The sequence below is a fragment of the Pseudomonas laurentiana genome (assembly GCF_014648275.1).
Lineage (GTDB): Bacteria > Pseudomonadota > Gammaproteobacteria > Pseudomonadales > Pseudomonadaceae > Aquipseudomonas > Aquipseudomonas laurentiana.
Map to the genome: position 1 here is coordinate 239,265 of NZ_BMQU01000003.1, position 22,438 is coordinate 261,702.

General features: G+C 59.7%; 19 protein-coding genes. 7 read left to right on the plus strand and 12 right to left on the minus strand.

What is annotated here, in order from left to right; genetic code table 11:
* Window positions 1-22: 22 nt before the first annotated feature.
* A complete protein-coding gene (locus tag IE038_RS04895) occupies window positions 23-679 on the plus strand; it encodes a CoA transferase subunit B (RefSeq protein WP_065757882.1) in 657 nt (218 codons plus the stop codon).
* 88 nt (window positions 680-767) lie between these two features.
* On the opposite strand, the gene IE038_RS04900 is transcribed toward IE038_RS04895, so the two are convergent.
* A complete protein-coding gene (locus tag IE038_RS04900) occupies window positions 768-1,652 on the minus strand; it encodes a dihydrodipicolinate synthase family protein (RefSeq protein WP_163931761.1) in 885 nt (294 codons plus the stop codon).
* A gap of 25 nt (window positions 1,653-1,677) precedes the next feature.
* The gene (locus IE038_RS04905; protein ID WP_065757884.1) at window positions 1,678-2,460 is read right to left on the minus strand and encodes an aldolase; all 783 of its coding nucleotides are present in this window, start codon (window positions 2,458-2,460) and stop codon (window positions 1,678-1,680) included.
* 162 nt (window positions 2,461-2,622) lie between these two features.
* Between IE038_RS04905 and IE038_RS04910 the strand changes: the two genes are divergently transcribed.
* Together IE038_RS04910 and IE038_RS04915 are read left to right on the plus strand one after the other, a co-directional pair.
* The gene (locus IE038_RS04910) at window positions 2,623-3,165 is read left to right on the plus strand and encodes a helix-turn-helix domain-containing protein (protein WP_163931758.1); all 543 of its coding nucleotides are present in this window, start codon (window positions 2,623-2,625) and stop codon (window positions 3,163-3,165) included.
* 26 nt (window positions 3,166-3,191) lie between these two features.
* On the plus strand, window positions 3,192-3,977 hold the full coding sequence (locus IE038_RS04915; protein WP_163931754.1) for an AraC family transcriptional regulator: 786 nt from the start codon (window positions 3,192-3,194) through the stop codon (window positions 3,975-3,977).
* Here the strand turns inward: IE038_RS04915 and IE038_RS04920 are convergent.
* A complete protein-coding gene (locus IE038_RS04920) occupies window positions 3,966-4,553 on the minus strand; it encodes a LysE family translocator (RefSeq protein WP_163931751.1) in 588 nt (195 codons plus the stop codon). The two genes, IE038_RS04915 and IE038_RS04920, sit on opposite strands and share 12 nt — an antisense overlap.
* Before the next feature lie 270 nt (window positions 4,554-4,823).
* Between IE038_RS04920 and IE038_RS04925 the strand changes: the two genes are divergently transcribed.
* The gene (locus IE038_RS04925; RefSeq protein WP_163931748.1) at window positions 4,824-6,395 is read left to right on the plus strand and encodes a TerC family protein; all 1,572 of its coding nucleotides are present in this window, start codon (window positions 4,824-4,826) and stop codon (window positions 6,393-6,395) included.
* Here the strand turns inward: IE038_RS04925 and rarD are convergent.
* Together rarD and IE038_RS04935 are read right to left on the minus strand one after the other, a co-directional pair.
* On the minus strand, window positions 6,358-7,245 hold the full coding sequence (gene rarD / locus IE038_RS04930; protein ID WP_163931745.1) for an EamA family transporter RarD: 888 nt from the start codon (window positions 7,243-7,245) through the stop codon (window positions 6,358-6,360). The two genes, IE038_RS04925 and rarD, sit on opposite strands and share 38 nt — an antisense overlap.
* Before the next feature lie 49 nt (window positions 7,246-7,294).
* Window positions 7,295-8,866, minus strand: a complete 1,572-nt coding sequence (locus IE038_RS04935) for an EAL domain-containing protein (protein ID WP_189395241.1) — start codon at window positions 8,864-8,866, stop codon at window positions 7,295-7,297.
* A gap of 437 nt (window positions 8,867-9,303) precedes the next feature.
* Here IE038_RS04935 and hppD point away from each other — a divergent pair, with 437 nt between their 5' ends.
* Complete coding sequence (hppD, locus tag IE038_RS04940) at window positions 9,304-10,380, plus strand: 4-hydroxyphenylpyruvate dioxygenase (protein ID WP_163931960.1); 1,077 nt, start codon at window positions 9,304-9,306, stop codon at window positions 10,378-10,380.
* Between the two features lie 84 nt (window positions 10,381-10,464).
* Here hppD and IE038_RS04945 read toward each other — a convergent pair whose 3' ends face one another.
* Window positions 10,465-11,256, minus strand: coding sequence for a CSS-motif domain-containing protein (locus IE038_RS04945; RefSeq protein WP_163931962.1), 792 nt, complete (start codon window positions 11,254-11,256; stop codon window positions 10,465-10,467).
* A 168-nt stretch (window positions 11,257-11,424) separates the two neighbouring features.
* Window positions 11,425-12,120 (minus strand): type 1 glutamine amidotransferase domain-containing protein, encoded by a 696-nt coding sequence (locus IE038_RS04950; RefSeq protein WP_163931965.1) that lies wholly within the window; start codon window positions 12,118-12,120, stop codon window positions 11,425-11,427.
* A gap of 156 nt (window positions 12,121-12,276) precedes the next feature.
* Here IE038_RS04950 and IE038_RS04955 point away from each other — a divergent pair, with 156 nt between their 5' ends.
* Together IE038_RS04955 and IE038_RS04960 are read left to right on the plus strand one after the other, a co-directional pair.
* Window positions 12,277-12,732 (plus strand): nucleoside deaminase, encoded by a 456-nt coding sequence (locus IE038_RS04955; protein ID WP_189395242.1) that lies wholly within the window; start codon window positions 12,277-12,279, stop codon window positions 12,730-12,732.
* A gap of 35 nt (window positions 12,733-12,767) precedes the next feature.
* Complete coding sequence (locus IE038_RS04960) at window positions 12,768-14,396, plus strand: ATP-binding protein (RefSeq protein ID WP_189395243.1); 1,629 nt, start codon at window positions 12,768-12,770, stop codon at window positions 14,394-14,396.
* A 36-nt stretch (window positions 14,397-14,432) separates the two neighbouring features.
* On the opposite strand, the gene IE038_RS04965 is transcribed toward IE038_RS04960, so the two are convergent.
* The 5 genes from IE038_RS04965 to IE038_RS04985 form a co-directional block, all read right to left on the minus strand.
* A complete protein-coding gene (locus IE038_RS04965) occupies window positions 14,433-15,485 on the minus strand; it encodes a HEAT repeat domain-containing protein (protein ID WP_163931972.1) in 1,053 nt (350 codons plus the stop codon).
* Window positions 15,486-15,667: 182 nt separating this feature from the next.
* Complete coding sequence (locus IE038_RS04970; RefSeq protein ID WP_163931975.1) at window positions 15,668-17,092, minus strand: efflux transporter outer membrane subunit; 1,425 nt, start codon at window positions 17,090-17,092, stop codon at window positions 15,668-15,670.
* Window positions 17,089-20,268 carry an efflux RND transporter permease subunit gene (locus IE038_RS04975; RefSeq protein WP_163931979.1) on the minus strand — a complete coding sequence of 1,060 codons (3,180 nt, stop codon included), beginning with the start codon at window positions 20,266-20,268 and terminating at the stop codon, window positions 17,089-17,091. Before IE038_RS04975 ends, IE038_RS04970 begins: the two co-directional genes overlap by 4 nt.
* A gap of 12 nt (window positions 20,269-20,280) precedes the next feature.
* Entirely contained in the window at window positions 20,281-21,522 is a 1,242-nt protein-coding gene (mexE, locus tag IE038_RS04980; RefSeq protein WP_189395244.1) for a multidrug efflux RND transporter periplasmic adaptor subunit MexE, read from the minus strand.
* A gap of 172 nt (window positions 21,523-21,694) precedes the next feature.
* Window positions 21,695-22,429, minus strand: coding sequence for an SDR family oxidoreductase (locus tag IE038_RS04985; RefSeq protein WP_163931983.1), 735 nt, complete (start codon window positions 22,427-22,429; stop codon window positions 21,695-21,697).
* Between the last annotated feature and the right edge of the window lie 9 nt (window positions 22,430-22,438).

A 22,438-nucleotide genomic window follows, 5' to 3' on the forward strand; every position in this document is an offset into this window, starting at 1 on the left:
GAACAACAAAGAGATCCTGACCATGGCACTTACCCGCGAACAAATGGCACAGCGCGTCGCCCGCGAACTCAAGGACGGCTACTACGTGAACCTGGGCATCGGTATCCCGACCCTGGTGGCCAACTATGTCCCCGCCGATATGGACGTGATGCTGCAATCGGAAAACGGTCTGCTCGGCATGGGTGAATTCCCGACCGAAGCGCAACTGGATGCCGACATGATCAACGCCGGCAAGCAGACCGTAACCGCGCGCCGCGGCGCTTCGATTTTCAACTCTGCCGAGTCCTTCGCCATGATCCGTGGCGGTCACGTTGACCTGACCGTACTGGGCGCCTTCGAGGTGGACGTGGAAGGCAACATTGCCTCCTGGATGATCCCGGGCAAACTGGTCAAGGGCATGGGCGGGGCGATGGACCTGGTGGCCGGTGCCGACAACATCATTGTCACCATGACCCACGCTTCCAAGGATGGCGAGTCCAAGCTGCTGTCACGCTGCAGCCTGCCGCTGACCGGTGCGGGCTGCATCCGCAAGGTACTCACTGACCTGGCCTATCTGGAGATCGAGAACGGTGCGTTCATCCTGCGCGAAACCGCTCCGGGGGTAAGTGTCGAGGAAATCATCGAGAAAACTGCCGGCAAGCTGATCGTCGCGGACGATGTAAAGGAAATGACCTTCTAAGCAGCCGTTTTATCGTGACCGTACCGGACCTGTTGCCCGCAAGACAGGTTCCTGCAAATAGCAGGGCCTGCCTTGCGGGCGGGCTCTGTCAGATCAGTTGATCCAGCAACGCCTGCAACTGCATCCGGCCGGTTTCATTCAGCCCGAACACAGGGCGACGCGGCTCGCCCACGGGCAGGCCGGTCAAGGCCAGACCTGCCTTTATGGTTGCCGGTAATCCACCCTTGAGAATGAAGTCGAGCAATGGCAACTGTTGGTAGAACAGCGCTTTTGCACGCTCCAGGTCGTTGGCCTGCACCGCCTGATAAAGGGCCAGGTTAAGCGCCGGAATCAGGTTGGCCGCAGCCGTACACCAGCCTGTCGCGCCGGCCACGAACGCCTCCAGCGCCAGAGGGTTGCAGCCGTTGTAGAACGGCACCTGGCCTTCGCCGAGCACCTGCAGTTTGTGCATGCGCTGAATGTCGCCGGTACTCTCCTTGACCATGGTTACGTTCTCCACCGTCTTGACGATGCGCAGAATCAACTCCACTGACATGTCTGTGCCGCTGGTGGCCGGGTTGTTGTAGAGCATGATCGGCACCCCAATGCTGTCACCAATGGCCCGGTAATGCTGGAGAACCTCTGCTTCACTGAGTTTCCAGTAGGCGGTGGGCAACACCATGACTGCATCGGCGCCCAGGCGCTCGGCCAATCGCGCACGGCGAATGGCACTGGCAGTGGTCAGGTCCGAAACACTGACAACGGTGGGAACACGACCGGCAATGTGCGCCAGGCTGAACTCGGCCACCTGGTCCCACTCGTGGTCACTGAGATAGGCCCCTTCGCCGGTGCTGCCCAACGGCGCGATCGCATGGGCGCCGCTTTCGATCAGGCGGTCAATGGAGTGGCCCAGGGCAGGCAGATCAAGGTTTTCGCCATTTGCGCTGAACGGGGTGATGGTATAGCCGATGATGCCGTGAATTGCGGTGGACATGGGCAAGGCTCCGATAAGAATGTGATCAGTTCAGGCAGTCGGCATGCTGGCGCAGGCTTTGCCGGGCATAGTAGTTGAAGGCGGCAACGTGGCGCTTGGGGCGGGCGATCCAGTCATGAGCTTCACGACCCAGTGCCGGTTCGATCGGTTTGATCTGCCCTGCGGCCATTGCCAGTAGCTGCAGCTTGGCGGCGCGCTCGATCAGTTGTGCGATCACACAGGCTTCTTCAACACTGGCACCTGTCGCCAATTGGCCGTGGTGCGAGAGCAGAAGTGCACGCTTGTCGCCCAAGGCGGCGCTGATGATCTCGCCTTCTTCATTGCCCACGGGTACGCCCGGCCAGGCCTCCAGGAAGGCACAGTCCTCGTACAGCGGGCAGAGGTCCATATGGGAGACCTGCAGGGGGACTTCGAGCATCGACAAGGCTGCGACATGGGTCGGGTGGGTGTGAATGATGCAATTGACGTCCGGGCGGGCACGGTACACCCAGCTATGGAAACGGTTGGCCGGATTAGGCATGCCGTCGCCTTCGAGCACTTCAAGGTCCTCATTGACCAGCAACAGGTTGCTGGCCGTGATCTCATCGAAGCCCAGGCCCAACTGTTGGGTGTAATAGGTACCGGGCTGCGGGCCCCGTGCGGTGATTTGCCCGGCCAGACCTGAATCGTGGCCATGTTCAAAGAGAATCCGGCAGGTGAGGGCCAGCTTTTCTCGGGTAGTCCACGTATTATCGGCAAGCGAGCCTTGCATGTGCGCAAGGGCCTGCTTGATCAATTGATCCTTGGGCAGTGTTAATGTCTTGGCCATGGAGATGTCCTGTGCAGTCGTCATGGGTGTCAGGGAGGTATGTCGCCGGGTGGCTCTGGAAGGTGGCACGGCGACACGCATATGACACAAACGATGCTATATGACACAAAGTGTCATTAGCAAGACAAAATCGCACACGCCTGTGGGGATTTACTGCTTCGCATGTCTATCCGATTGAAATTATTGAGAAAAAAACTGGGGATTACGCTGGAGGCGCTGGCGGAAAAAGCCGGCATGACCAAGAGCTATTTGTCCAAGGTCGAGCGCGGCCTGAACACCCCATCAATTGCTGCTGCCTTGAAACTGGCCAGTGCCCTGAACGTCAAGGTCGAGGAACTGTTCGCCGCCGACGCGCCGACACAAGAGCGCTACAGCCTGGTGCGCAGCCACCAGCGTCAGTCGCTGCCCGGGGCGCGCGAGGTCTCCAGCTATGCCGTACTCGCCAGCCAGATCAGTCATCGCAGCCTGTTGCCGTTCATGCTCAGCCCGCCGACCGAGTTCAGTGACTCGACGTTCAAGGAGCATGAGGGAGAAGAGTTCCTGTTTGTCCATGAAGGCCAGGTAGAAGTTGACTTCATGAACGAGCGGGTCATTCTGGAGCGCGGCGATGCACTGTATTTCAATGCACAGACACCCCATCGGTTGCGCTCGCTGGGACCACAACCCGCGCAGTTGCTGGTGGTGGTACATGAGATGAACGGGTAGACGAGCCTTCAGGACCTGAGCCAGCCATGAGCATTCATTCACAATTCTGGCGTGACCCGGCCTTGCCCTTCATTGAGGCCCGTAGCGTGGAAGACGGACGCAAGGTCTGTTATGCGCGACATTCCCACGCCGGTTTTTCCATCGGTGCGGTTACAGCGGGGCGCAGCACTTACCTGAACGGTGAGCACTGGCACGAGATCAGCGCGGGCACGGTGGTGATGATGAACCCGGGGGCGGTGCATGCCTGCAACCCGATTGCCGATCAGCCCTGGTCGTACCTCATGCTGTATGTCGATACCCCCTGGCTTGAGCGATTGGGATTTCAGCCACTGGCGGCGACCCATACGACGTCGGCGCAGGTGTACAGCGAATTGCTGAGGCTGTATGCGTGGCTGGTCGATCCTGCACGCAGTCATCTGGAGAAGGCGGCGGCAGCAGAAGCATTCTTTGTTGAATTGCTGGATCAATTAGGACCCGTTTGGGTCGAGCCTACACAGGGCAATCAGCGTCTGGAGCGTGCCGCGGACTATATTCGCCAGCACTGCACCGAGCCGCTGAAGCTGGAGGACATCTGTCAGGCCGCCGGGCTATCGGCGTCTTACCTGATTCGTGCCTTCAAGCAGCACTATGGCCTGACGCCCCACGGCTATTTGCTTGACCATCGCGTCCAGTATGCCCGGGCGCAGTTGCGCCGTGGCCGGCTGATTGCCGAGGTCGCCGCCGACGCCGGATTTGCCGATCAGGCTCACCTGCAGCGAGCGTTCAAGCACCACCTGGCCGCCACGCCCGGGCACTACCGTTCAGCCGAGTAACAGGTAGATCGCGCTGGCCACTAGCAATAGCGCCAGGCTGCGATTGAACAGGCGCACGCGTCGTGGGTTGTTCAGGTAGTGGCTGATGACACTGCCGGCCCAGGCCCAACTGGCGACTGACAGATAACAGATCACGAAATACAACCCGGTGAACTGCCACAGCAGGCTGGTTTCACCTTCACCGACGTATGCGCCAATGCCGGCAACGCTCGCCAGCCAAGCCTTGGGGTTTAGCCATTGCAGGGTTGCCCCGTAGAGCATGGAAGGCGGTTCTTCGCGGTTCCCCGCACCCAGCTCGCCATTGTCGCTGCTCAGCTTCCAGGCCATGTAGAACAGAAACAGCACACCACCCGCCTGCAGCAGACGGGCCAGGCCGGGCCAGTGGCGCAACAGCTCGTGAAGCCCTAGCCCGACCAGCACCAACAACAGACAGAAGCCCAGTGTCGCACCCGTGACATGCGCCAGGCTGGCGCGTAAACCATGCCGGGCGCCGGCACCGAGGGCAACGATATTGACCGGGCCGGGAGAAATCGAAGCGGCCAGCGCAAAGGCGGCCATGGACAGCATCAGGCTCATAGGGACCTTCTGGGTGAAAGGAAATGTCCATACAGCCTAAGCAGCAGGGGAGGCCGGGTATTGAAGAAAATCACCCTGTGGGCACTTGATGCCTGAGTCTTTACAGCTTTTGTAATAGTTTCCCTCTACATGAAGAGCGTTCAACGATTGTAGGATCGTCGTCCCTCATTGATTCAAGGTTGATATGACGTCGTTCTCGGAGCCCCCCAGTAGCTGGCCGTCTCGGCCCTTCTTTCGTCCCTGTGACGCCTCCTTTGCGAGTACCACCCCATGGAATGGCTAGCCGACCCCACGGCCTGGCTGGGCCTCGCCACGCTGATTGTCCTGGAACTGGTTCTGGGCATCGATAACCTGGTTTTCATCGCCATCCTTGCCGACAAACTGCCGCCGCATCAGCGCGATCGGGCGCGGGTGATTGGCTTGAGCCTGGCGCTGATCATGCGTTTGGGCCTGCTGGCCAGCATTTCCTGGATGGTGACCCTGACCGCGCCGCTGATCGAGATTCTCGACACGTCGTTCTCCGGGCGTGACTTGATCATGCTGTTTGGTGGTGTGTTCCTGTTGTTCAAGGCCACCATGGAGCTGCATGAACGCCTTGAGGGTCATGTTGCCCAGGCGGGCGGGACCGTCCGCCATGCAGCCTTTTGGCCCATCGTGGCGCAGATTGTGGTGCTCGATGCGGTGTTCTCGCTGGATGCAGTGATTACTGCGGTGGGTATGGTCGAGCACTTGTCGATCATGATGATCGCGGTGGTGTTCTCCATTGGCATCATGATTGTCGCCAGCAAGCCGCTGACCCGCTTCGTCAATGCCCATCCGACCGTGATCATGCTGTGCCTGGGCTTCTTGATGATGATTGGCTTCAGCCTGACCGCCGAAGGCCTGGGTTTCCACATCCCGAAAGGTTACCTGTACGCCGCGATTGGTTTCTCGATTCTGATCGAGGTGTTCAACCAACTGGCCCGTGCACGCCGCAAGCGCAGCCTGCAGCAGCATCGACCACTGCGTGAGCGCACTGCCCATGCCGTACTGCGGCTGCTCGGCGGGCGCTCGGTCGAGGCAGATGAAGTCGGCGAGGAGATCGCCGATCTGGTCGAGGGTGGTGCCGAACAGGTGCTGTTCGACCGTCGTGAGCGTGTAATGATCAGTGGCGTGCTGAACCTCGCCGAGCGGCCTATCAAAACCGTGATGACGGCTCGGGCCAAGGTCGATGTCATTGACCTGGCGCAATCGGCAGAGGCGATTCGCACAGCATTGATGCATTCGTCCTATTCGCGTTTGCCACTTATCCGTCATGGCAACGTCGAAGAACCGCTGGGCTTCGTTCACAAGAAAGAGCTGCTCAAGGAGCTGTTGGCCGGCAATGAGCCCGATCTGGAGCGCCTGGCACGTACACCGCTGCATGTGCTGGAAAGTTTCAGTGTGCTCAATGCGCTGGAGCAGATGCGCAACCAGTCGACCCACATCGCCTTTGTGGTGAACGAGTTTGGCGATTTCACCGGTGTGCTGACCATGACCGACATTCTTGAGTCGATTGCCGGTGAGCTGCCGGATGCCAGTGAGATCGAGGGGCCAGATATTGTCGAAGGTCCCGAGGGGTACCTGGTCAACGGTGCCTTGAACCTGAGCCAGGTTCAGGCCAGAACCGGGTTCATGGCCAAGGCGACCGAGGATTACCAGACCCTCGCGGGCCTGGTCATGAGCTTGCTTGACCGGTTGCCGATGGTCGGCGACCAGCTGAACTGGAATGGCTGGCAGTTGACCGTGGTGGCGGTGGAGGAGCGCAGGGTGCGGCAGGTGCGCCTTACAGCAGACGGCGACGCTGACGCAGCAGGTGCTTGATACCTTCAAGCACCAGCACCACGACAGCCAGCCAGATCGGGATGTAGGTCAGCCATTGGTCAGCACGGATGCTTTCACCCAGCAGCAGCGCGACCGCAACCAGCAGTACCGGCTCGACATAGCTGAGCAGGCCAAACAGGCTGAACGCTAACAGTCGACTGGCCAGCACGTAACAAATCAGGGCCAGCGCGCTGATCACGCCGAGCAGCGGGATCAGCGCGTAAAGCCCTGGATGCTGCTCCAGATCGGCCGCCGACAGTGGTCCTTGGACAACGAAATAGAGCGCCGCAGGCAGCAGCAGGCACATATCGGCCCACAGCCCCCCCAGATGATCGGTACGCAGTTTGCGCCGCAGTACGAAGTACACGGGGTAGCCGCCGGCCACCAACAATGTTTCCCAGGCGAAGCTGCCTTGCTGGTAGAGCGCGTGGCCAACCCCGGTCATGGCGCAGAGCACCGCCAGCTTTTGCAGGCGTGAGAGCCGTTCGCCGTACACTGCGCGCCCGGTCAGCACCATGCTCAACGGCAACAGGAAGTAGCCCAGGGAGACTTCCAGGCTACGGCCATGCAGCGGTGCCCAGAGGAACAGCCAGAGTTGTACGCCCATCAGTGCCGAGGTGGCGCACAAGCCGAGCAGTAACCAGGGGTTCTGGCGGATTCGGGCGAACAGCCCGGTGACCAACGGCCAATCCCTTGAAATCAGCATGAACAGGGTGACGCAAGGCATCGTCAGGAGCATGCGCCAACCGAAAATTTCCTCACCGTCCAGCGGGCTGAGCAGCGAGGTGTAGAAATACATCACGGCAAACATGAACGAAGCCATGACGGATGAAACGATACCTTTGGACAAGGGTGCCTCTAACTAGCGCAAGTGACAGAACGGTTGACCTGCAATGATCTCAGGGGCAGGAGGGCTGGGCAACCGTAGCCTCTTTTTTCTGGCGGGCCAGGGCGTCGATAAAGCCGTCCAGCGGCAGGGGTTTGCCGAACAGGTAACCTTGTTGGAAATCCACTTGGCGCTGGGCCAGGTAATCACGTTGCGTTTGTGTTTCTACGCCTTCGGCAACGATGCCCATGTCCAGTTTGTTGGACAGCTCGATGATGCTGTCGAGAATGTGCAGTGACAACGCATCCACCCCGATCATGCCGACAAAACTCTTGTCGATCTTCAGGTAGTCCACTTTGAACTGGCGCAGGTAGGTCAGGCTCGATTGACCCGTGCCGAAGTCATCCAGGGCAATCATGACCCCCAATTCATGCAGCTTGGCGAACAGGTTGAAGGTGGTTTCGGTTGGCGTGATCAGCGTACGCTCGGTCAACTCCAGGGTCAGCCGAATGCGTCCTGGCGGGAAAGCCGCGAGCAACCGCTGGCAGTCATCGAAAAGTGCCAGATCCTGGCAGTGTGCAGCGCTGACATTGATGCCAATGTGAAAGCCCTCGTCAAAGGTGTCCGCATGGGGCGCCAACTGTTCGGCGACCTGTTGCATCAGGCGACGGGTCATGGGGAGTATCTGACCGCTATGCTCGGCGTAGGGGATGAACAGGTCAGGACGTACCAGGCCATCACGAGGGTGTATCCAGCGCATCAGCACTTCGACGCCGGCCCAACGATAATCGCCATGACGTACAACGGGTTGAAAGTACGGAACGAACTCATCGGCCTCGAGTGCCCGTTGCAGTTCGGCCCGAGGTGAATTGGCGCGCTTCAGTTGCCAGTTGCAGGCTGCTCCGGCAATGACCCCGAGGAAGACCAGCAGGCCGAACAAGGGGCCGTACTGGCGCTGCATCAGGCGCCACACTTCGCCATCCGGGTAGCCACTATGGACCGTGAAGCTGAAATGCGAGGACTTCAGGGCTGTCGGGGCCACGGCAAAGCCGGGTAAGGGGTCATTGCGCACCCGGCCGTCGGTTCCCATCCAGTGCTGGCCCACCTGTACCCGCAAGTCGGAATCCGGATCGATCAGGCGCAACAGGTGTGTCAGGTGATCGCCATCGACCGTTGTGATTGCGCCCTTGCTGCCTTCACTGAGACGGTAGACCAGCAGCGGGTGCCCGGGTGAGACAGAGTTGCCATCCATCAGCCAGAGGCTGCCGTCGGTATAGTCGTCAGGGTTGACCGCCTCGCGGTAGCTGCCAAACAGCGAGCTGCAGTACAGGGTGTCGTCGTAGAACAGGTTGGTCGAGCGAACGAAGGTGCCTCGCGTGACCTGTTCGCGCAAGGGCAGCTTGACCTGTTCGCAGGGTTGTCCTGCCAGCGGCAGCAGATTGCGTGCGGCCTGGGCGATGTTGTCCAGCACCCGGTCGAACTGTTCGATGGCATGTTCTGCGTTGAACCGTGCTTTGGCTTGCAGTTCTCGTTGTGCTTGCCAGTTCAGCAGCAGCACGCCGCATATCACCGGAATGAAACCCACCAACCAGGGCAGCAGGACGCGTGCAGTGGAGCGGCTTCGGCGTTTCGGGGAAAGGGGCATGGTTGACTACCTGTCATGGCAAAGGTCCTTCGTTGGCAAGCATAGCGCTTGAGCGGTATGCGCACAGTCGCTATGACCGCTCTCTCGGGGTGCGTGCCTCGGCAGCGTGGGAGACCGGGTTTGGCGTTAGTCTATTATGGCTACGACGTACCCACCATCCGAATGGAGCACCGTTGTTGCCGAGCGCGGCCTGAACTAAAGTGCGGACAAATGGAGTTACGCCCTGTAGAATCATTTTACGCATACAATAATAAGGTTCTCCGCCTCCGGGGAATCAAACCCGCCGAGAATGGGTCCATATGAAGTGTCATGGGTTCAAACTGATCTTTGGTGACTTCCTCGCACGCAGTGTGAGGGGCATCTCCTGCGCGCCACCCTCCCTGCTCGACATCGATAGCAATTGAACCTGTTTTTACCGTATTGATGAGGACACGAGCATGGCTGATATCTTCGACAACCCAATGGGCCTGATGGGCTTCGAATTCATTGAATTTGCTGCACCGACCCCAGGCGTTCTGGAGCCGATCTTTCAGATCATGGGCTTCACGAAAGTGGCGACCCACCGTTCCAAGGACGTCCACCTGTACCGCCAGGGCGGTATCAACCTGATTCTCAACAACGAGCCCAGGAGCATTGCCTCCTACTTTGCTGCCGAGCACGGCCCTTCGGTGTGTGGCATGGCATTCCGCGTGCGTAATGCCCACGAAGCGTATGCGCGTGCGCTGGAGCTGGGAGCGCAGCCTGTAGAGATCGAAACCGGGCCAATGGAATTGCGCTTGCCGGCGATCAAGGGTATTGGCGGTGCGCCGCTGTACCTGATCGACCGTTTCGAGGAAGGCAGCTCGATCTATGACATCGACTTCAACTTCATCGAGGGCGTTGACCGTCATCCGGAGGGGGCGGGCCTCAAGATCATCGACCACCTGACCCACAACGTCTATCGTGGCCGTATGGCCTACTGGGCAGGTTTCTACGAGAAGCTGTTCAACTTCCGTGAGATTCGCTACTTCGACATCAAGGGCGAGTACACCGGCCTGACCTCCAAGGCCATGACGGCACCGGATGGCATGATCCGCATTCCGCTGAACGAAGAATCGTCCAAAGGTGCCGGGCAGATCGAAGAGTTCCTGATGCAGTTCAACGGCGAAGGCATTCAGCATGTGGCCTTCCTCACTGACGATCTGCTCAAAAGCTGGGATGCCCTGAAAAAACTGGGCATGCGCTTCATGACTGCTCCGCCAGAGACCTACTACGAAATGCTGGAAGGTCGCTTGCCTGGTCATGGCGAGCCGGTCGCTGAACTCAAGGCTCGAGGCATTCTGCTCGATGGTTCCTCGCAGCCTGAGGACAAGCGACTGCTGCTGCAGATATTCTCGGAGACCCTGATGGGCCCGGTATTCTTTGAGTTCATTCAGCGCAAAGGCGATGACGGTTTCGGTGAGGGTAACTTCAAGGCACTGTTCGAGTCGATTGAGCGTGATCAGGTACGCCGCGGTGTATTGGCGACCGACTGATTATCGATAGCGCGACACACAAGAGGCCAGCGTTCCTACGCTGGCCTCTTTGTTTTTCAGGCGATGATGCTTGCGCATGTCGCCTTACGGCTTGCGGTTGCGTCGGGAAAACAGGCTCCAGTACACAAAAGCGGAGGTGATGATGCCGACCAGTAGTAGCGAGGGCGCGCTGGCAAGCATGTTACTGCGGACTTCCTGCCAGGTGCTGCCGTCCGCAAAGCCACTGTGTACGATAAAGCCGTGTTTGTGGGATACGACCTGAAGGTACTGCTCATTGATGTTGGTGTGGTTCATGTCTTCGACAATGCCCGTTTCTGACAAGTATGCCGTACCGAATTGAACGATCACGGTCGCGGGCTCCTTGATCGCACTGATCATTTGCTGCAAGAGCAAACCGTTGGTCAGCGACAGTACTCCGAAAGGGTATTCCTGAAGGCGGTAGTACAGAACAGGGGAGTCGGGCGTTACCTGATTACCAGCAGCCAGCAACAGTTTCTGGTTATGGAAGGTGCCGGGGTCGATGATGATTTCGCTCTCGCCATGCTGGGTGCTGCAGTAGGCGCGGTTCTCCCTGAGCAGTACCAATGAGCGCAGATTCGGCTCGGAGACGACTTCCACGCGTAGCCTGGGCATCGCTTTATCACAGGCCAATTCTGCGAGACTGAGCACTTTACTACTGCTGGTGTGGAGCGTTTCGATAACGGTCTCGATCCGTTCAAGCGCTTCCAGAGCGGATTTTTCAGCTGCCTCCAAATGCTTTCGGTCTACTTGCAGGGCAATGATCAGCAGGCCGCTGGCCACAGGGGTCAAACCGATCAACATGATCGTCAGGAACTCGAGCAGGACACGGCCTGCGCGTTTTTTATGGATAGCCACGGTTCACCTCTGGACGCTGAGTGAAAGCCAGGGCTCGTATGCCCCGCAGAGGGGCGTTGCGAGCTTTTCGACTGTGTCGTCAGCATAAAGGGTGCTGTGGGGCGCTCCTGTAGTCCCTGGAAACGATTGGCCGTGGTATCGGTCAACAGCTAAAGTCAGGCGTATCGATCAAGCCTGCCGCAGTGTCGCCAATACCCGTTGTGCTACGGGCGCGGCAGAGGCAGGATTTTGCCCGGTAATCAGCCTGCCATCCTTTGAGTCAGCAATGACAAAGGGCTCCCAGGGCGCTTCAGCCTTCTGGTAAAGGCCGCCGCGAGCGATCAATTCGGTCTCGGTAAGAAAGGGAACGGTCTTGTCCAATTCTGCCAACTGCTCTTCGATGTTGGAAAAACCGGTGACCTCCCGGTCTTTGACCAGCAAGGTGTGGTCGCTGAGCTTGATGTTCAGCAGGCCTGCAGCGCCATGGCACACCGATGAAACGATCCCGCCATTTTCAAAGATCGTCCGGGCAATGCCCTGCAGGGCGGCGTTGTCCGGGAAATCCCAGATCACGCCATGCCCCCCGGTGTAATAGATGACGTTGTAGTCCTGAACCTTGACCTGCTTTGGGCTGAGGGTTGTGCCTAGCCTGTTCATGAACGATTTGTCGTCATACCAGGCCCAGTCGATGTCGGCGGCCATGCTCAGGCTATGCGGGTCGATGGGGACATAACCACCCGCCGGGCTGACGTAGTCGACCATCAGGCCTGCCTGTTGAACCGTGTCGACAAAATGCACCGCTTCGCCCAGCCATAGACCGGTGGCGCGTTTGTGTAAGGGGTACTTGGCAGTATTGGTCAGTACTACCAGGATTTTCTTGCTCATTACGGTCCTCCTTAGACGATCGGTGTCTTGGCATACACCAGCAGCTCAATTCCGGACTTTTCAGCATAGCTGTCGGCTTGAATGGTGCCATGGCGACTGCCGCGTTAATGGCCTTGTGCTAGTGTTCAGTTATCCAAATGCCATTGAGTCAGCCTTATGAGCACTAGCACCAACCACTCGTCATTTATGCAGGCTGCTATCGATGAGGCGCGTACCGGCCTCGCCGAGGGTGGCATTCCGATCGGCTCGGTGATTGTGTATCAGGGCCGGATCATTGGGCGCGGTCACAATCGTCGGGTGCAGTCCGGCAGTGCAATCCTCCATGGTGAAATGGATGCGTTCGAGAATGCCGGGCGCCAGCCTGCCAGCGTGTATAGCCAGGCCACCCTCTACACCACATTGTCACCCTGCTCGATGTGCAGTGGGGCGATTCTGCTCTACGGTATCAAAGAGGTGATCATTGGTGAGAACCGTACATTCATGGGGGAGGAGGCCTTGCTGAAGGCGCGTGGCGTGAACGTGCAGGTATTGCAGGATCCAGACTGCATCAACCTGATGAGCGACTTCATCGCCAGTCGTCCCGAGTTGTGGGACGAAGATATCGGGCGATAGTCGCTGCGGCGTTACCTGAGGACATGGAGTCGACAATGCGTAAGACGCACCTTGCTTCACCGCTCATCTCGCCGAGTGAGATGGGGGAGAAAGTCAGGCACTTTCCTTGGGAGGACACGCCACTGGGGCCGATCATGAGTTGGCCGGCGACGTTGCGCATTGCGGTGGACATGCTGCTGGTGTCGAAGCTTCCCAGTTGCCTGGCCTGGGGGCCGCAACTCACCACGATATACAACGATGCTTTTAACGTGATGCTGGGTAAGCGTCAGGCATTGGGTTGCAGTTTTGATGAGGTGCTGGGGGAAAGCTGGGAGCAGATCGGCCCCATCATGTTCAAGGCGCTTTCAGGTGAAGCGACGTTTATCGAAAATTTCCCCTTGATACTCAATCGTAAAAATTCGTCGGAGCAAAGCTACTTCACGTTCAGTTGCACGCCCGTACGTGATGAGAGCGGGGAAATTGTCGGGGTGCTCGACAAGGTGATTGAAACAACGGCCCACGTTCAGTCCGAGCGGCAGTGGCGCATGTTGGCGTCTGCCTATGAACAGCAAGTGCAGGCACGCACCGCCGACCTGGATCATATCTGGCAGTTGTCCTCGAATGTGATGATCGAGGTGCGACCGGACCTGACCGTGGGGAATATCAACCCGGCCTGGTCCCAGGTGCTGGGATGGACACGGGAAGAGATGCTCGGCATGCCAATCCTCTATTTGGCCCACCCGGAGGATCACCAGTGGACGCTTGAACTGGTTGGGCAGTTGCAAAATGGAGAAACCCTGCAGGATGTCGAAAGTCGCCTTCGACACAAGGACGGACACTATCGGGTGTTCATCTGGTCGGCGATGCCCTCCAATGGCGGATACACGGCCGTAGGTCGTGACTCAACCCAGGAGCGCGAGCAGGAAGAGGCATTGCATGACGCCGAAGTGTTGCTTCGTCAGCGCCATAAGATGGAAACCATCGGGCAGTTGTCGGGGCGCATGGCGCATGATGTGAACAGTCTGCTCGAGGGTGTCGCCAACAGCCTGACGCTACTTGAGCAACATCTGGCGCAGGGACGTCTGGAGCGTCTGGATGTTTGCATCGATATGGCCAAGGGCGCGGCGAGCCAGGCCATTACACTGGTTGAGCGGCTACTGGCTTTTTCCCGTCACCAGGAACTCAATCCCCAGCCTGTCGATGCCAACCGACTGATTCACGAAATGACCGCGGCGTTAAGGCAATCCCTGGGCCCGCAGATTGTCCTGCAGATGCATCTGGAGTCGGTGCCCTGGACGGTTCTGGTGGATATCGAGCAATTGCAGAATGCGTTACACCATCTCTGTTCCAATGCCCGCGACGCCTTGCCAGCAGGCGGCACGGTGATCGTCAGCACCGGTAATGTGCGTTATCACGCACGTGTCGGCGTTAAGGATGGCCTGGTGCCTGGCGACTATACCTATGTGCAGGTAGAGGATAACGGTTGTGGTATGGCGCCTGAGGCGGTGGTCCGTGCTTTTGAGCCCTTTTTTACCAGCAAGCCGGCGGGCCAGGGGCATGGCCTGGGATTGTCGATGGTCTACGGTTTGCTCCGGCAGTCGGGTGGACGGGCCTGGATCGAGTCCGAGCCGGGCAAGGGCACTCGGGTAAAACTGCTGCTCCCTCGGCATATGACTCAGGATTGATCCTTTTGCAACCTGCGTCCTGTTAACCGTTGGTATTCAGAGGCCTTGTTGCACCAGTGGATCGTCGGGGTTCTGCTGTTCCAGTTGCGCCAAAAGAATCTGCACATTCTGCAACTGGCCGGTTTCCTTCCAATAGTTGATCAGCAAGACCCTGGCCTTGCGGTTGGCCGGTTGCCGGGCAAGGATGGTTTCCAGCTGTTTCTGGGCTGCGTCGGTTTGGTCGAGGTCGTGCAGGCTGGTGGCCAGGGTGTAGCGGTAATCGTTGTTGTCCGGTTCCAGCTCTACGGCCCGGGCAAACGCCAGCAGCGCATATTCGTCTTGATGATGGCGCAATAGCCAGAGGCCCAGCTCATGCTGGAGGAAGGCCGAGTCGGGGTGACGCTGCAGGGCCTTGGCCAGCACTTCGCGAGAAGGGTCCGTATGACCTTGATGCTCAAGCAGGCGCACCTGGGTTGCCAATGCCTGCAGATCATCGGGGGCCAGGCTCAATGCGCGCGTCAGCGCTACGCCCGCTTGGTCGAAGCGTTGTTCGTGCATATACAGCCGTGCCAGATGCACTTGAGCATCAGGCTCGTCGATGTTCTGCAATGCCTGTTGGTATTGCCCCAGTACATCCTGCAAGGGGCCAAAGTACAGACCAATGTCATCAAGGCTGAGCCCCAGCAGGGCATCGGCAGCGGCAAAGCGTACGCTCTGTTCCTTATCATCGAGCAACGGCCCCAGCAACAGGCTGCGTTGCGCTGGCGGAACCAATGCAGCAATGCTGGTGATCGCGGCACGGCGTACCAGTGGGTCTTCATGCCGCAGGTCGTTGCTCGCCAGCTTCAATGCCAAGGGGGAAGGGTAGTTTGGCAGTTCGGCATGCAGACTGGCCCGACGGACAGGTGACAGGTCGTTGCGGGCCATTTGCTGGTACAGCACCCGTGCAGCACCCGGCAGGCCGTCATGGGCCTGGGCCAGGGCTTTGGCGTAGGTGTTTTTGAGCACTGGAGAAGGCTCAGGGCTGTCGTCACGCCAAAAATAACTGCCCACCCCCAGAACAATGAGCAGGGCAAGACTGATCAGCGTGTAAGTTTGACGCTTGGGCATGCTGAATCCGCGCGTACGGCTGGAGCTAAAAGGGCAGCTTGTGTCAGCTGGCTGTCGGAGTCAAATCGGCTGTTGCCGGGATGCCTCGGGTTGTGTGCCGTTCGAGGGCGGATAAAAAAGCCCCGCTGCCAGGGGCGGCGGGGCAAAGGGTTGGTGTTCAACCAACCAAAGGAGCCGTTGAATCAGTTTGCCGAGGCGACCGTTTCGGCTTGCCAGCCGCCACCCAGGGCTTTGTAGATGGCGACGACACCGCTATACAGTTCGACTTCCGCTTGGGCCTGAGCATCCTCCGCACTAAGCCGTTCGCGCTCGGCATCCAGTAACACCAGATAGTCCACCGTACCTTCGCGGTAACGAATCGACGCCAGTTCGGCTGCCTTGCGACTGGCCTCGCTTTGGCGTAGCAGCGCAAGCAGGCGTTGCTGGCGCTTGCTGTAGTCGCTGAAGGCGTTTTCCGACTCTTCCAGGGCGAGCAACACCTGTTGCTCGTAGCTTGCCAAGGCACCTTCGGCTTCGGCATTGGCCCCGCGCAAGCGGGCCTTGACACTGCCCAGGTCGAAAGCCGCCCAGGTGATGCTTGGGCCCAAGGCCCAGGCCTGTGCTGCGGATGAGCCCAGTTGCGAGCCCCGAGCGGCCGTGAAACCAAGGAAACCGCTCAGGCTGACCCGTGGGAACAGGTCTGCCGTGGCCACCCCGACATTGGCCGTCGCTGCAGCCAACTGGCGTTCGGCGCTGCGTACGTCCGGGCGGCGCTTGAGCAGTTCCGCAGGATCGCCGATCGGTAGCGCCTTGGCGATGGCCGGTAACTGGGCCGGGGACAGGTCGATGCTCAGGGTATCCGGACGCTGACCCAGCAGGGTGGCGATACGGTTACGTGCACGGACCTGTTCTGCCTGCAATTGCGGTACTGTGGCTTCTACTGCAGCCAGACGGGCATCGGCGCGCACCACATCCAGCTCATTACCGACCCCTGCCTCGTTCAGCGTCTGGGTGATGGCCCGGGAGTCCTGCTGGGTTTTCAGGTTGGCCAAGGCGATCTTTTCACGTAGCTGGGCACCACGCAGTTGACCGTAGGCATCGACCAATTCGGCGATCAGGCTGACGTGCAACTGCTGCAGGTCAGCCTCGGCGGCGTCCTGTTGCGCTTCACTGGCTTCCAATTGCCGCTGGATGCGACCAAACAGGTCAAGCTCCCAGGCCATGTCCAGGCCCAGGTCATAGCGCTCGCTGTTGACCCGATGATCGCTCTGGCCAGGAATCTGCCCTTTACCCAGATCGCTGCTGGCACGGCTGGTCACTGTAGGCAGGGCATCGTTGCTCACGTCATCGCGGATCGCCCGGGCGGATTTCAGGCGGGCGAACGCCACGCGCAGCTCACGGTTGTCGGCCAGCGACTGGGCCACCAACTGGTTGAGCACCGGGTCATCGAACTGGCGCCACCAGGCCGCCTCAAAGCGGTTGCGGTCGAAGGCTTTAGTCGCCTCCGGCTGATCCGCTGCATTCAGGTGTGCCGCTGCGGTACTCGGTGCGCGGTAGTCCGGCCCGACCGCACAGGCGGCCAGGGCCAGTACCAGCAGGCTGGGCATCAACAGTTTCAGGTGGTTCATGCATGCTGCTCCCGCTGGGCAATCCGGGCCGCCTTGCGGGCCTGGCTGCGTTCGACATAACGACGGATCAAGACAAAGAACACCGGGGTCAGCAACAGGCCGAAGAAGGTTACCCCGATCATCCCGGAGAACACCGCCACGCCCATGGCATGACGCATTTCGGCACCGGCACCGGAAGAGAACACCAGCGGCACCACACCCATGATGAACGCGATCGAGGTCATCAGGATTGGCCGCAGACGCAGGCGGCACGCTTCCAGCACCGCTGCGAGCGGATCGAGACCTTCGGCTTGTTTGTCCTTGGCGAACTCGACGATCAGAATCGCGTTCTTGCAGGCCAGACCCACCAATACGATCAAGCCGATCTGGGTGAAGATGTTGTTGTCACCACCGGACAGGATCACCCCGGTAATGGCCGACAACAGGGTCATGGGCACGATCAGGATCACTGCCAGTGGCAGGCTCCAGCTTTCGTACTGGGCAGCCAGGACCAGGAAGGCCAACAGCACGCAGAGCGGGAACACGAACAGTGCAGTGTTGCCGGCAAGGATTTGCTGGTAAGTCAGTTCGGTCCATTCGAAGGTCATGCCGTTGGGCAGTTCCTCCTTGAGCAGCTTCTCCATGGCTTTTTCGGCTTGCCCGGAGCTGTAGCCTGGAGCAGCGGCACCGTTGATTTCTGCCGTGATAAAGCCGTTGTAGTGCATCACTCGGTCGGGGCCGGCGGTGTCGCTGACCTTGATGAAGGTCGCCAGCGGGATCATCTCGCCCTGGTTGTTGCGCACCTTCAACTGACCGATCTGCTCAGCGTCGAGACGGAACTGTTGTTCTGCCTGAACGTTGACCTGATAGGTGCGGCCGAAGCGGTTGAAGTCGTTGGTGTACAGCGAACCGAGGTAGATCTGCAGGGTGTCGAAAATATCGTTGATCGCCACGCCATGGGTCTTGGCCTTTTCCCGGTCGATGGCGGCATCGACCTGCGGCACGTTGACCTGGTAGCTGGTAAACAGACCGGCCAGCTCCGGCACGCTCCGGCTCTTGGCGATAATGTTCTGGGTCTCCTTGTACAGGGCCTCATAACCCAGGTTGCCACGGTCTTCGATCTGCAGGCGGAAGCCGCCGATGGTACCCAGGCCTTGTACCGGCGGTGGGGGGAAGATCGCGATGTAGGCGTCCTGGATGTCCGCGAACTGGGCATTCAATGCGGCGGCGATGGCGCCCGCCGACTGGCTGGGGTCCTTGCGTTCATCGAAGGGCTTGAGCGGGGTGAACACGATGCCGCTGTTCGGGCTGTTGGTGAAACCATTGATCGACAGGCCTGGGAACGCCACCGAATCGGCAACGCCAGGTTGCTTGAGGGCGATCTCGCTCATCTTCTTGATCACCGCTTCCGTACGGTCCAGGCTCGCGGCATCCGGCAACTGGGCGAAGGCCACCAGGTACTGTTTGTCCTGGGCCGGGACGAAGCCGGTTGGCGTCGAGGTAAAGCCCAGCCAGGTCATGACCATCAACCCGCCGTAGACGAACAGGGCAATGCCGCTGCTACGGATAACCCGCCCTACGGTGCCGACGTAGCTGTGGCTGGCGCGCTCGAAGAAACGGTTGAACGGGGTGAACAACCAGCCGCCCAGCAGACGCTCAAGGGCCTTGGAAAAACGGTCCTTGGGCGCGTGGTGATCCTTGAGCAACACCGCAGCCAAGGCTGGCGACAAGGTCAGTGAGTTGAACGCCGAGATCACGGTGGAGATGGCGATGGTCAAGGCGAACTGCTTGTAGAACTGCCCGGTAAGGCCGGAAATGAACGCCGCCGGTACGAACACCGCGCACAGTACCAGTGCCGTGGCGATGATTGGCCCGGTCACTTCGCCCATGGCGCGCTTGGTTGCCTCCAGCGGGGTGAGGCCAAGGCCAATGTTGCGTTCGACGTTTTCCACCACGACGATGGCGTCGTCCACCACGATCCCGATGGCCAGCACCAGGCCGAACAGCGACAGTGCGTTGAGCGAGAAACCGAACAGGTGCATGACCGCAAAGGTACCGATCAGCGAAACTGGCACCGCCACCAGCGGGATGATCGAGGCGCGCCAGGTCTGCAGGAACAGAATGACCACCAGTACCACCAGGATCAGCGCTTCAAACAGCGTATGCACGACCGCTTCGATGGAGCCACGGACAAACACAGTCGGGTCATAGACGATGCTGTAGTCCATGCCTTCAGGGAAGCTCTGTTTCAGCTCGTTCATCTTGGCCCGCACTTCATCGGAGATCTCGATGGCGTTGGAGCCTGGGCGCTGGAAGATCGGGATGGCGACGGCGGGTTGGTTGTTCAACAGTGAGCGCAGGGCGTACTGGCTTGAGCCGAGCTCGACCCGGGCGATGTCTTTCAGGCGGGTAATCTCACCGTCGGCACCCGCACGGATGATGATGTTCTCGAACTCTTCTTCATTGACCAGGCGGCCTTGCGTGTTGACCGACAATTGGAAGCTGGTAGCGCCCGGCGCGGGCGGGGCACCCAGTTGTCCTGCAGCCACCTGACGGTTTTGCTCACGGATTGCCGCCACCACATCGCTGGCGGTCAGGTTGCGCGATGCGGTCTTGTTCGGGTCGAGCCAGACCCGCAGCGAATAGTCGCCCATACCGAACAACTGCACGTCACCGACGCCGCCCAGGCGTGCCAACTCGTCCTTGATGTTGAGGATCGCGTAGTTGGACAGGTAGAGCATGTCATAGCGGTTATCCGGCGAGGTCAGGTGCACGACCATGGTCAGGTCGGGCGAGGCCTTGTCGACGGTGATGCCGATTCGCGTCACTTCTTCGGGCAGTTTCGGCTGGGTCCGGGTTACACGGTTCTGTACCTGCACCTGCGCGTTGTCCAGGTCGGTACCCAGGGCGAAAGTGATGGTCAGTGTCAGCTTGCCGTCGGCGGTAGATTGCGACGACATGTAGAGCATGCCCTCCACCCCGGTGATGGCCTGCTCCAGCGGTGCGGCGACGGTTTCACCAATGACCTTGGGGTTGGCCCCCGGGAAGTTGGCGCGTACCACCACGGTCGGGGGTACCACTTCCGGGTATTCGCTGATCGGCAATTGGAACAGCGAAATGCTGCCGGCGATCAGGATCAGCAGCGACAGCACCGCGGCAAAGATCGGCCGTGTGATAAAAAACTTGGAAAAATTCATCGGAAGTATCCCTTAACCGCGTGGTGCCTGGTTACTGGCGAGCTTGACCGTGGTGTTGCCCGCTGGCTTGCCGTGGGTACTGGCTTCGAGTGCCTGACGTTGCTGGGCGAGGGCGGCGAGGGTAGCGTCGCTGGCCATTGGCGTGTCTTGCGGGGTAACCGGTGAACCAGGACGAACTCGCTGCAAGCCCTTGACCACGATGCGCTCGTCCTTGTTCAGGCCGCTACGAACGATACGCAAGCCCTCCAGCTTCGGCCCCAGTTCGACAGCGCGATAATCGGCCTTGTTGTCCTTGTCCATCACCAGCACGAATTTCTTGCCCAGGTCGGTACCAACGGCTTCGTCGTTGATCAGTACCGCGGAGTAAGTGGCACTGCCGACCAGCTTCAGGCGCGCATACAGCCCGGGGGTGAATTGCCCGTCGCTGTTGTCGAACACGGCTCGGCCACGGATGGTGCCGGTCTTGGGGTTGACCTGGTTGTCGACGAAGTTCATCTGCCCCAGGTGTGGGTTGCCTTGTTCGTTTGAAAGGCCGAGGTATACCGGCGTGCTCTGGCCTCGCTGACCGTCGCGGGCCAATTGGTTGTACTTGAGGTAGACCCGTTCATCGGCATCGAAGTAGGCATAGACCTTGTCGGTGGAGACCACACTGGTCAGCGGCGTGACGTCGGCGCTGACGATGTTGCCAGCGGTGTACTGGGCGCGGCTGACACGACCGCTGATGGGGGCGGTGACGCGGGTGAAGCTCAGGTTCAGCCGCGCCAGGTCCAGTTGTGCCTGAATCGCCGCGACGCCCGCGCGCGCTTCGGCAGCAGCGCTGCTGCGCGACTCGGCCAGTTCGGCGGAGATCGCGTTACTGCTGCGCAGGCGTTCGCCACGCTCCGCTTCGTTGGCGCTGCGGGTGGCAGTGGCGCGGGCTTGCTGCAACTGCGCTTCGAGACGGCGAACTTCTGCCTGGAAGGGGCGCGGGTCGATCTGAAACAGCAGGTCACCTTTCTTGACCTGAGCGCCCTCAGTAAAGGCCACCTGATCGATCTGCCCGGACACGCGAGGGCGTACCTCGACCGTTTCCGGAGCCTCCAGCCGGCCAGTGAACTCGTCCCATTCATTGATGGGCTGCTCCAGCACCTTGGCCACGCTGACCGTGGGCGCGCCGGGGGCCTGTACCGCTTCCGGGGTACGACCGCAGGCACTCATGACCAGAAGTGCCAGGGCGGCGAGGGGATAACGCAAGGGTTTGAGTGACTGCTCCATGGAGAGAATCCGCCGATTATTAAAAGTGGGCGAATTCTGCGTTCTAGAGCGGTCAACAACGAATCGAATGAGGCGAAGGTAACTATCACTGGGAATGATGGAAAGTGTTGGGCCTCAATCAGCAATATCGGGGATAGGTACCGTTCACCTCGTCCAGAGGCTTAGTCGGGCTTCAGGCCTGCTGACGAGTCGCAGCCAGAACGATTTCGCGGATGCACACACCTTGGGGCTGGCCATAGGCGTAGTCGATGGCATTGGCGACGTCGTCGGCCGAGAGCACCACGCCACCCATGTCCTGTTTCCAGGCGTGGTAACCGGTCTTTATGGTTTCGTCGGTGGTGTGGCTGAGCAGTTCGGTTTCCACCGCGCCTGGCTCAATGGTGATGACCCGGACGTTGTGGGGGGCCAGCTCTTCACGCAGGTTTTCCGAAAGACCTGTGACGGCGAACTTGGTGCCGACGTAGGCCACGTGGTTGGAGAAGGTTTTGCGCCCGGCGACAGAGCTGACGTTGATGATGGTGCCGTGTTTGCGCTCTACCATGCCACGGGCTACGGCGAGGATGCCGTTGAGCAGGCCACGTACGTTGATGTCCAGCATTTGGTCCCATTCCGATGGGTCCTGTCGGGTGATATCGCCCAGCAGCATGACGCCGGCGTTGTTGATGATGGCATCCACCGGGCCAAACTGCTGCTCGGCCTGGGCGACCGCGTCGAGTAGCGCGGCGCGCTGGGTTACATCCACTGATACCGCCAGGGTGTCAGGCAGATTCAGCGCCAGCATGGGTTCCAGGCGACGTGCCAGCAGTAGCAGCGGGTGTCCACGACGGGAGAGCAGTCGGGCGGTGGCCTGGCCAATACCGGAACTGGCGCCGGTGATGACAATGAGGGGCTTGCGGGTAGTCGTCATGAAAGGCGC

What these genes read in the sequence shown, in the direction of transcription:
- IE038_RS04895 (WP_065757882.1), top strand. Translation starts at nt 23, where the DNA reads ATGGCACTTACCCGCGAACAAATGGCACAGCGCGTCGCCCGCGAACTC.
- IE038_RS04900 (WP_163931761.1), bottom strand. Translation starts at nt 1,652, where the DNA reads ATGTCCACCGCAATTCACGGCATCATCGGCTATACCATCACCCCGTTC.
- IE038_RS04905 (WP_065757884.1), bottom strand. Translation starts at nt 2,460, where the DNA reads ATGGCCAAGACATTAACACTGCCCAAGGATCAATTGATCAAGCAGGCC.
- IE038_RS04910 (WP_163931758.1), top strand. Translation starts at nt 2,623, where the DNA reads ATGTCTATCCGATTGAAATTATTGAGAAAAAAACTGGGGATTACGCTG.
- IE038_RS04915 (WP_163931754.1), top strand. Translation starts at nt 3,192, where the DNA reads ATGAGCATTCATTCACAATTCTGGCGTGACCCGGCCTTGCCCTTCATT.
- IE038_RS04920 (WP_163931751.1), bottom strand. Translation starts at nt 4,553, where the DNA reads ATGAGCCTGATGCTGTCCATGGCCGCCTTTGCGCTGGCCGCTTCGATT.
- IE038_RS04925 (WP_163931748.1), top strand. Translation starts at nt 4,824, where the DNA reads ATGGAATGGCTAGCCGACCCCACGGCCTGGCTGGGCCTCGCCACGCTG.
- IE038_RS04935 (WP_189395241.1), bottom strand. Translation starts at nt 8,866, where the DNA reads ATGCCCCTTTCCCCGAAACGCCGAAGCCGCTCCACTGCACGCGTCCTG.
- hppD (WP_163931960.1), top strand. Translation starts at nt 9,304, where the DNA reads ATGGCTGATATCTTCGACAACCCAATGGGCCTGATGGGCTTCGAATTC.
- IE038_RS04950 (WP_163931965.1), bottom strand. Translation starts at nt 12,120, where the DNA reads ATGAGCAAGAAAATCCTGGTAGTACTGACCAATACTGCCAAGTACCCC.
- IE038_RS04955 (WP_189395242.1), top strand. Translation starts at nt 12,277, where the DNA reads ATGAGCACTAGCACCAACCACTCGTCATTTATGCAGGCTGCTATCGAT.
- IE038_RS04960 (WP_189395243.1), top strand. Translation starts at nt 12,768, where the DNA reads ATGCGTAAGACGCACCTTGCTTCACCGCTCATCTCGCCGAGTGAGATG.
- IE038_RS04965 (WP_163931972.1), bottom strand. Translation starts at nt 15,485, where the DNA reads ATGCCCAAGCGTCAAACTTACACGCTGATCAGTCTTGCCCTGCTCATT.
- IE038_RS04970 (WP_163931975.1), bottom strand. Translation starts at nt 17,092, where the DNA reads ATGAACCACCTGAAACTGTTGATGCCCAGCCTGCTGGTACTGGCCCTG.
- IE038_RS04975 (WP_163931979.1), bottom strand. Translation starts at nt 20,268, where the DNA reads ATGAATTTTTCCAAGTTTTTTATCACACGGCCGATCTTTGCCGCGGTG.
- mexE (WP_189395244.1), bottom strand. Translation starts at nt 21,522, where the DNA reads ATGGAGCAGTCACTCAAACCCTTGCGTTATCCCCTCGCCGCCCTGGCA.
- IE038_RS04985 (WP_163931983.1), bottom strand. Translation starts at nt 22,429, where the DNA reads ATGACGACTACCCGCAAGCCCCTCATTGTCATCACCGGCGCCAGTTCC.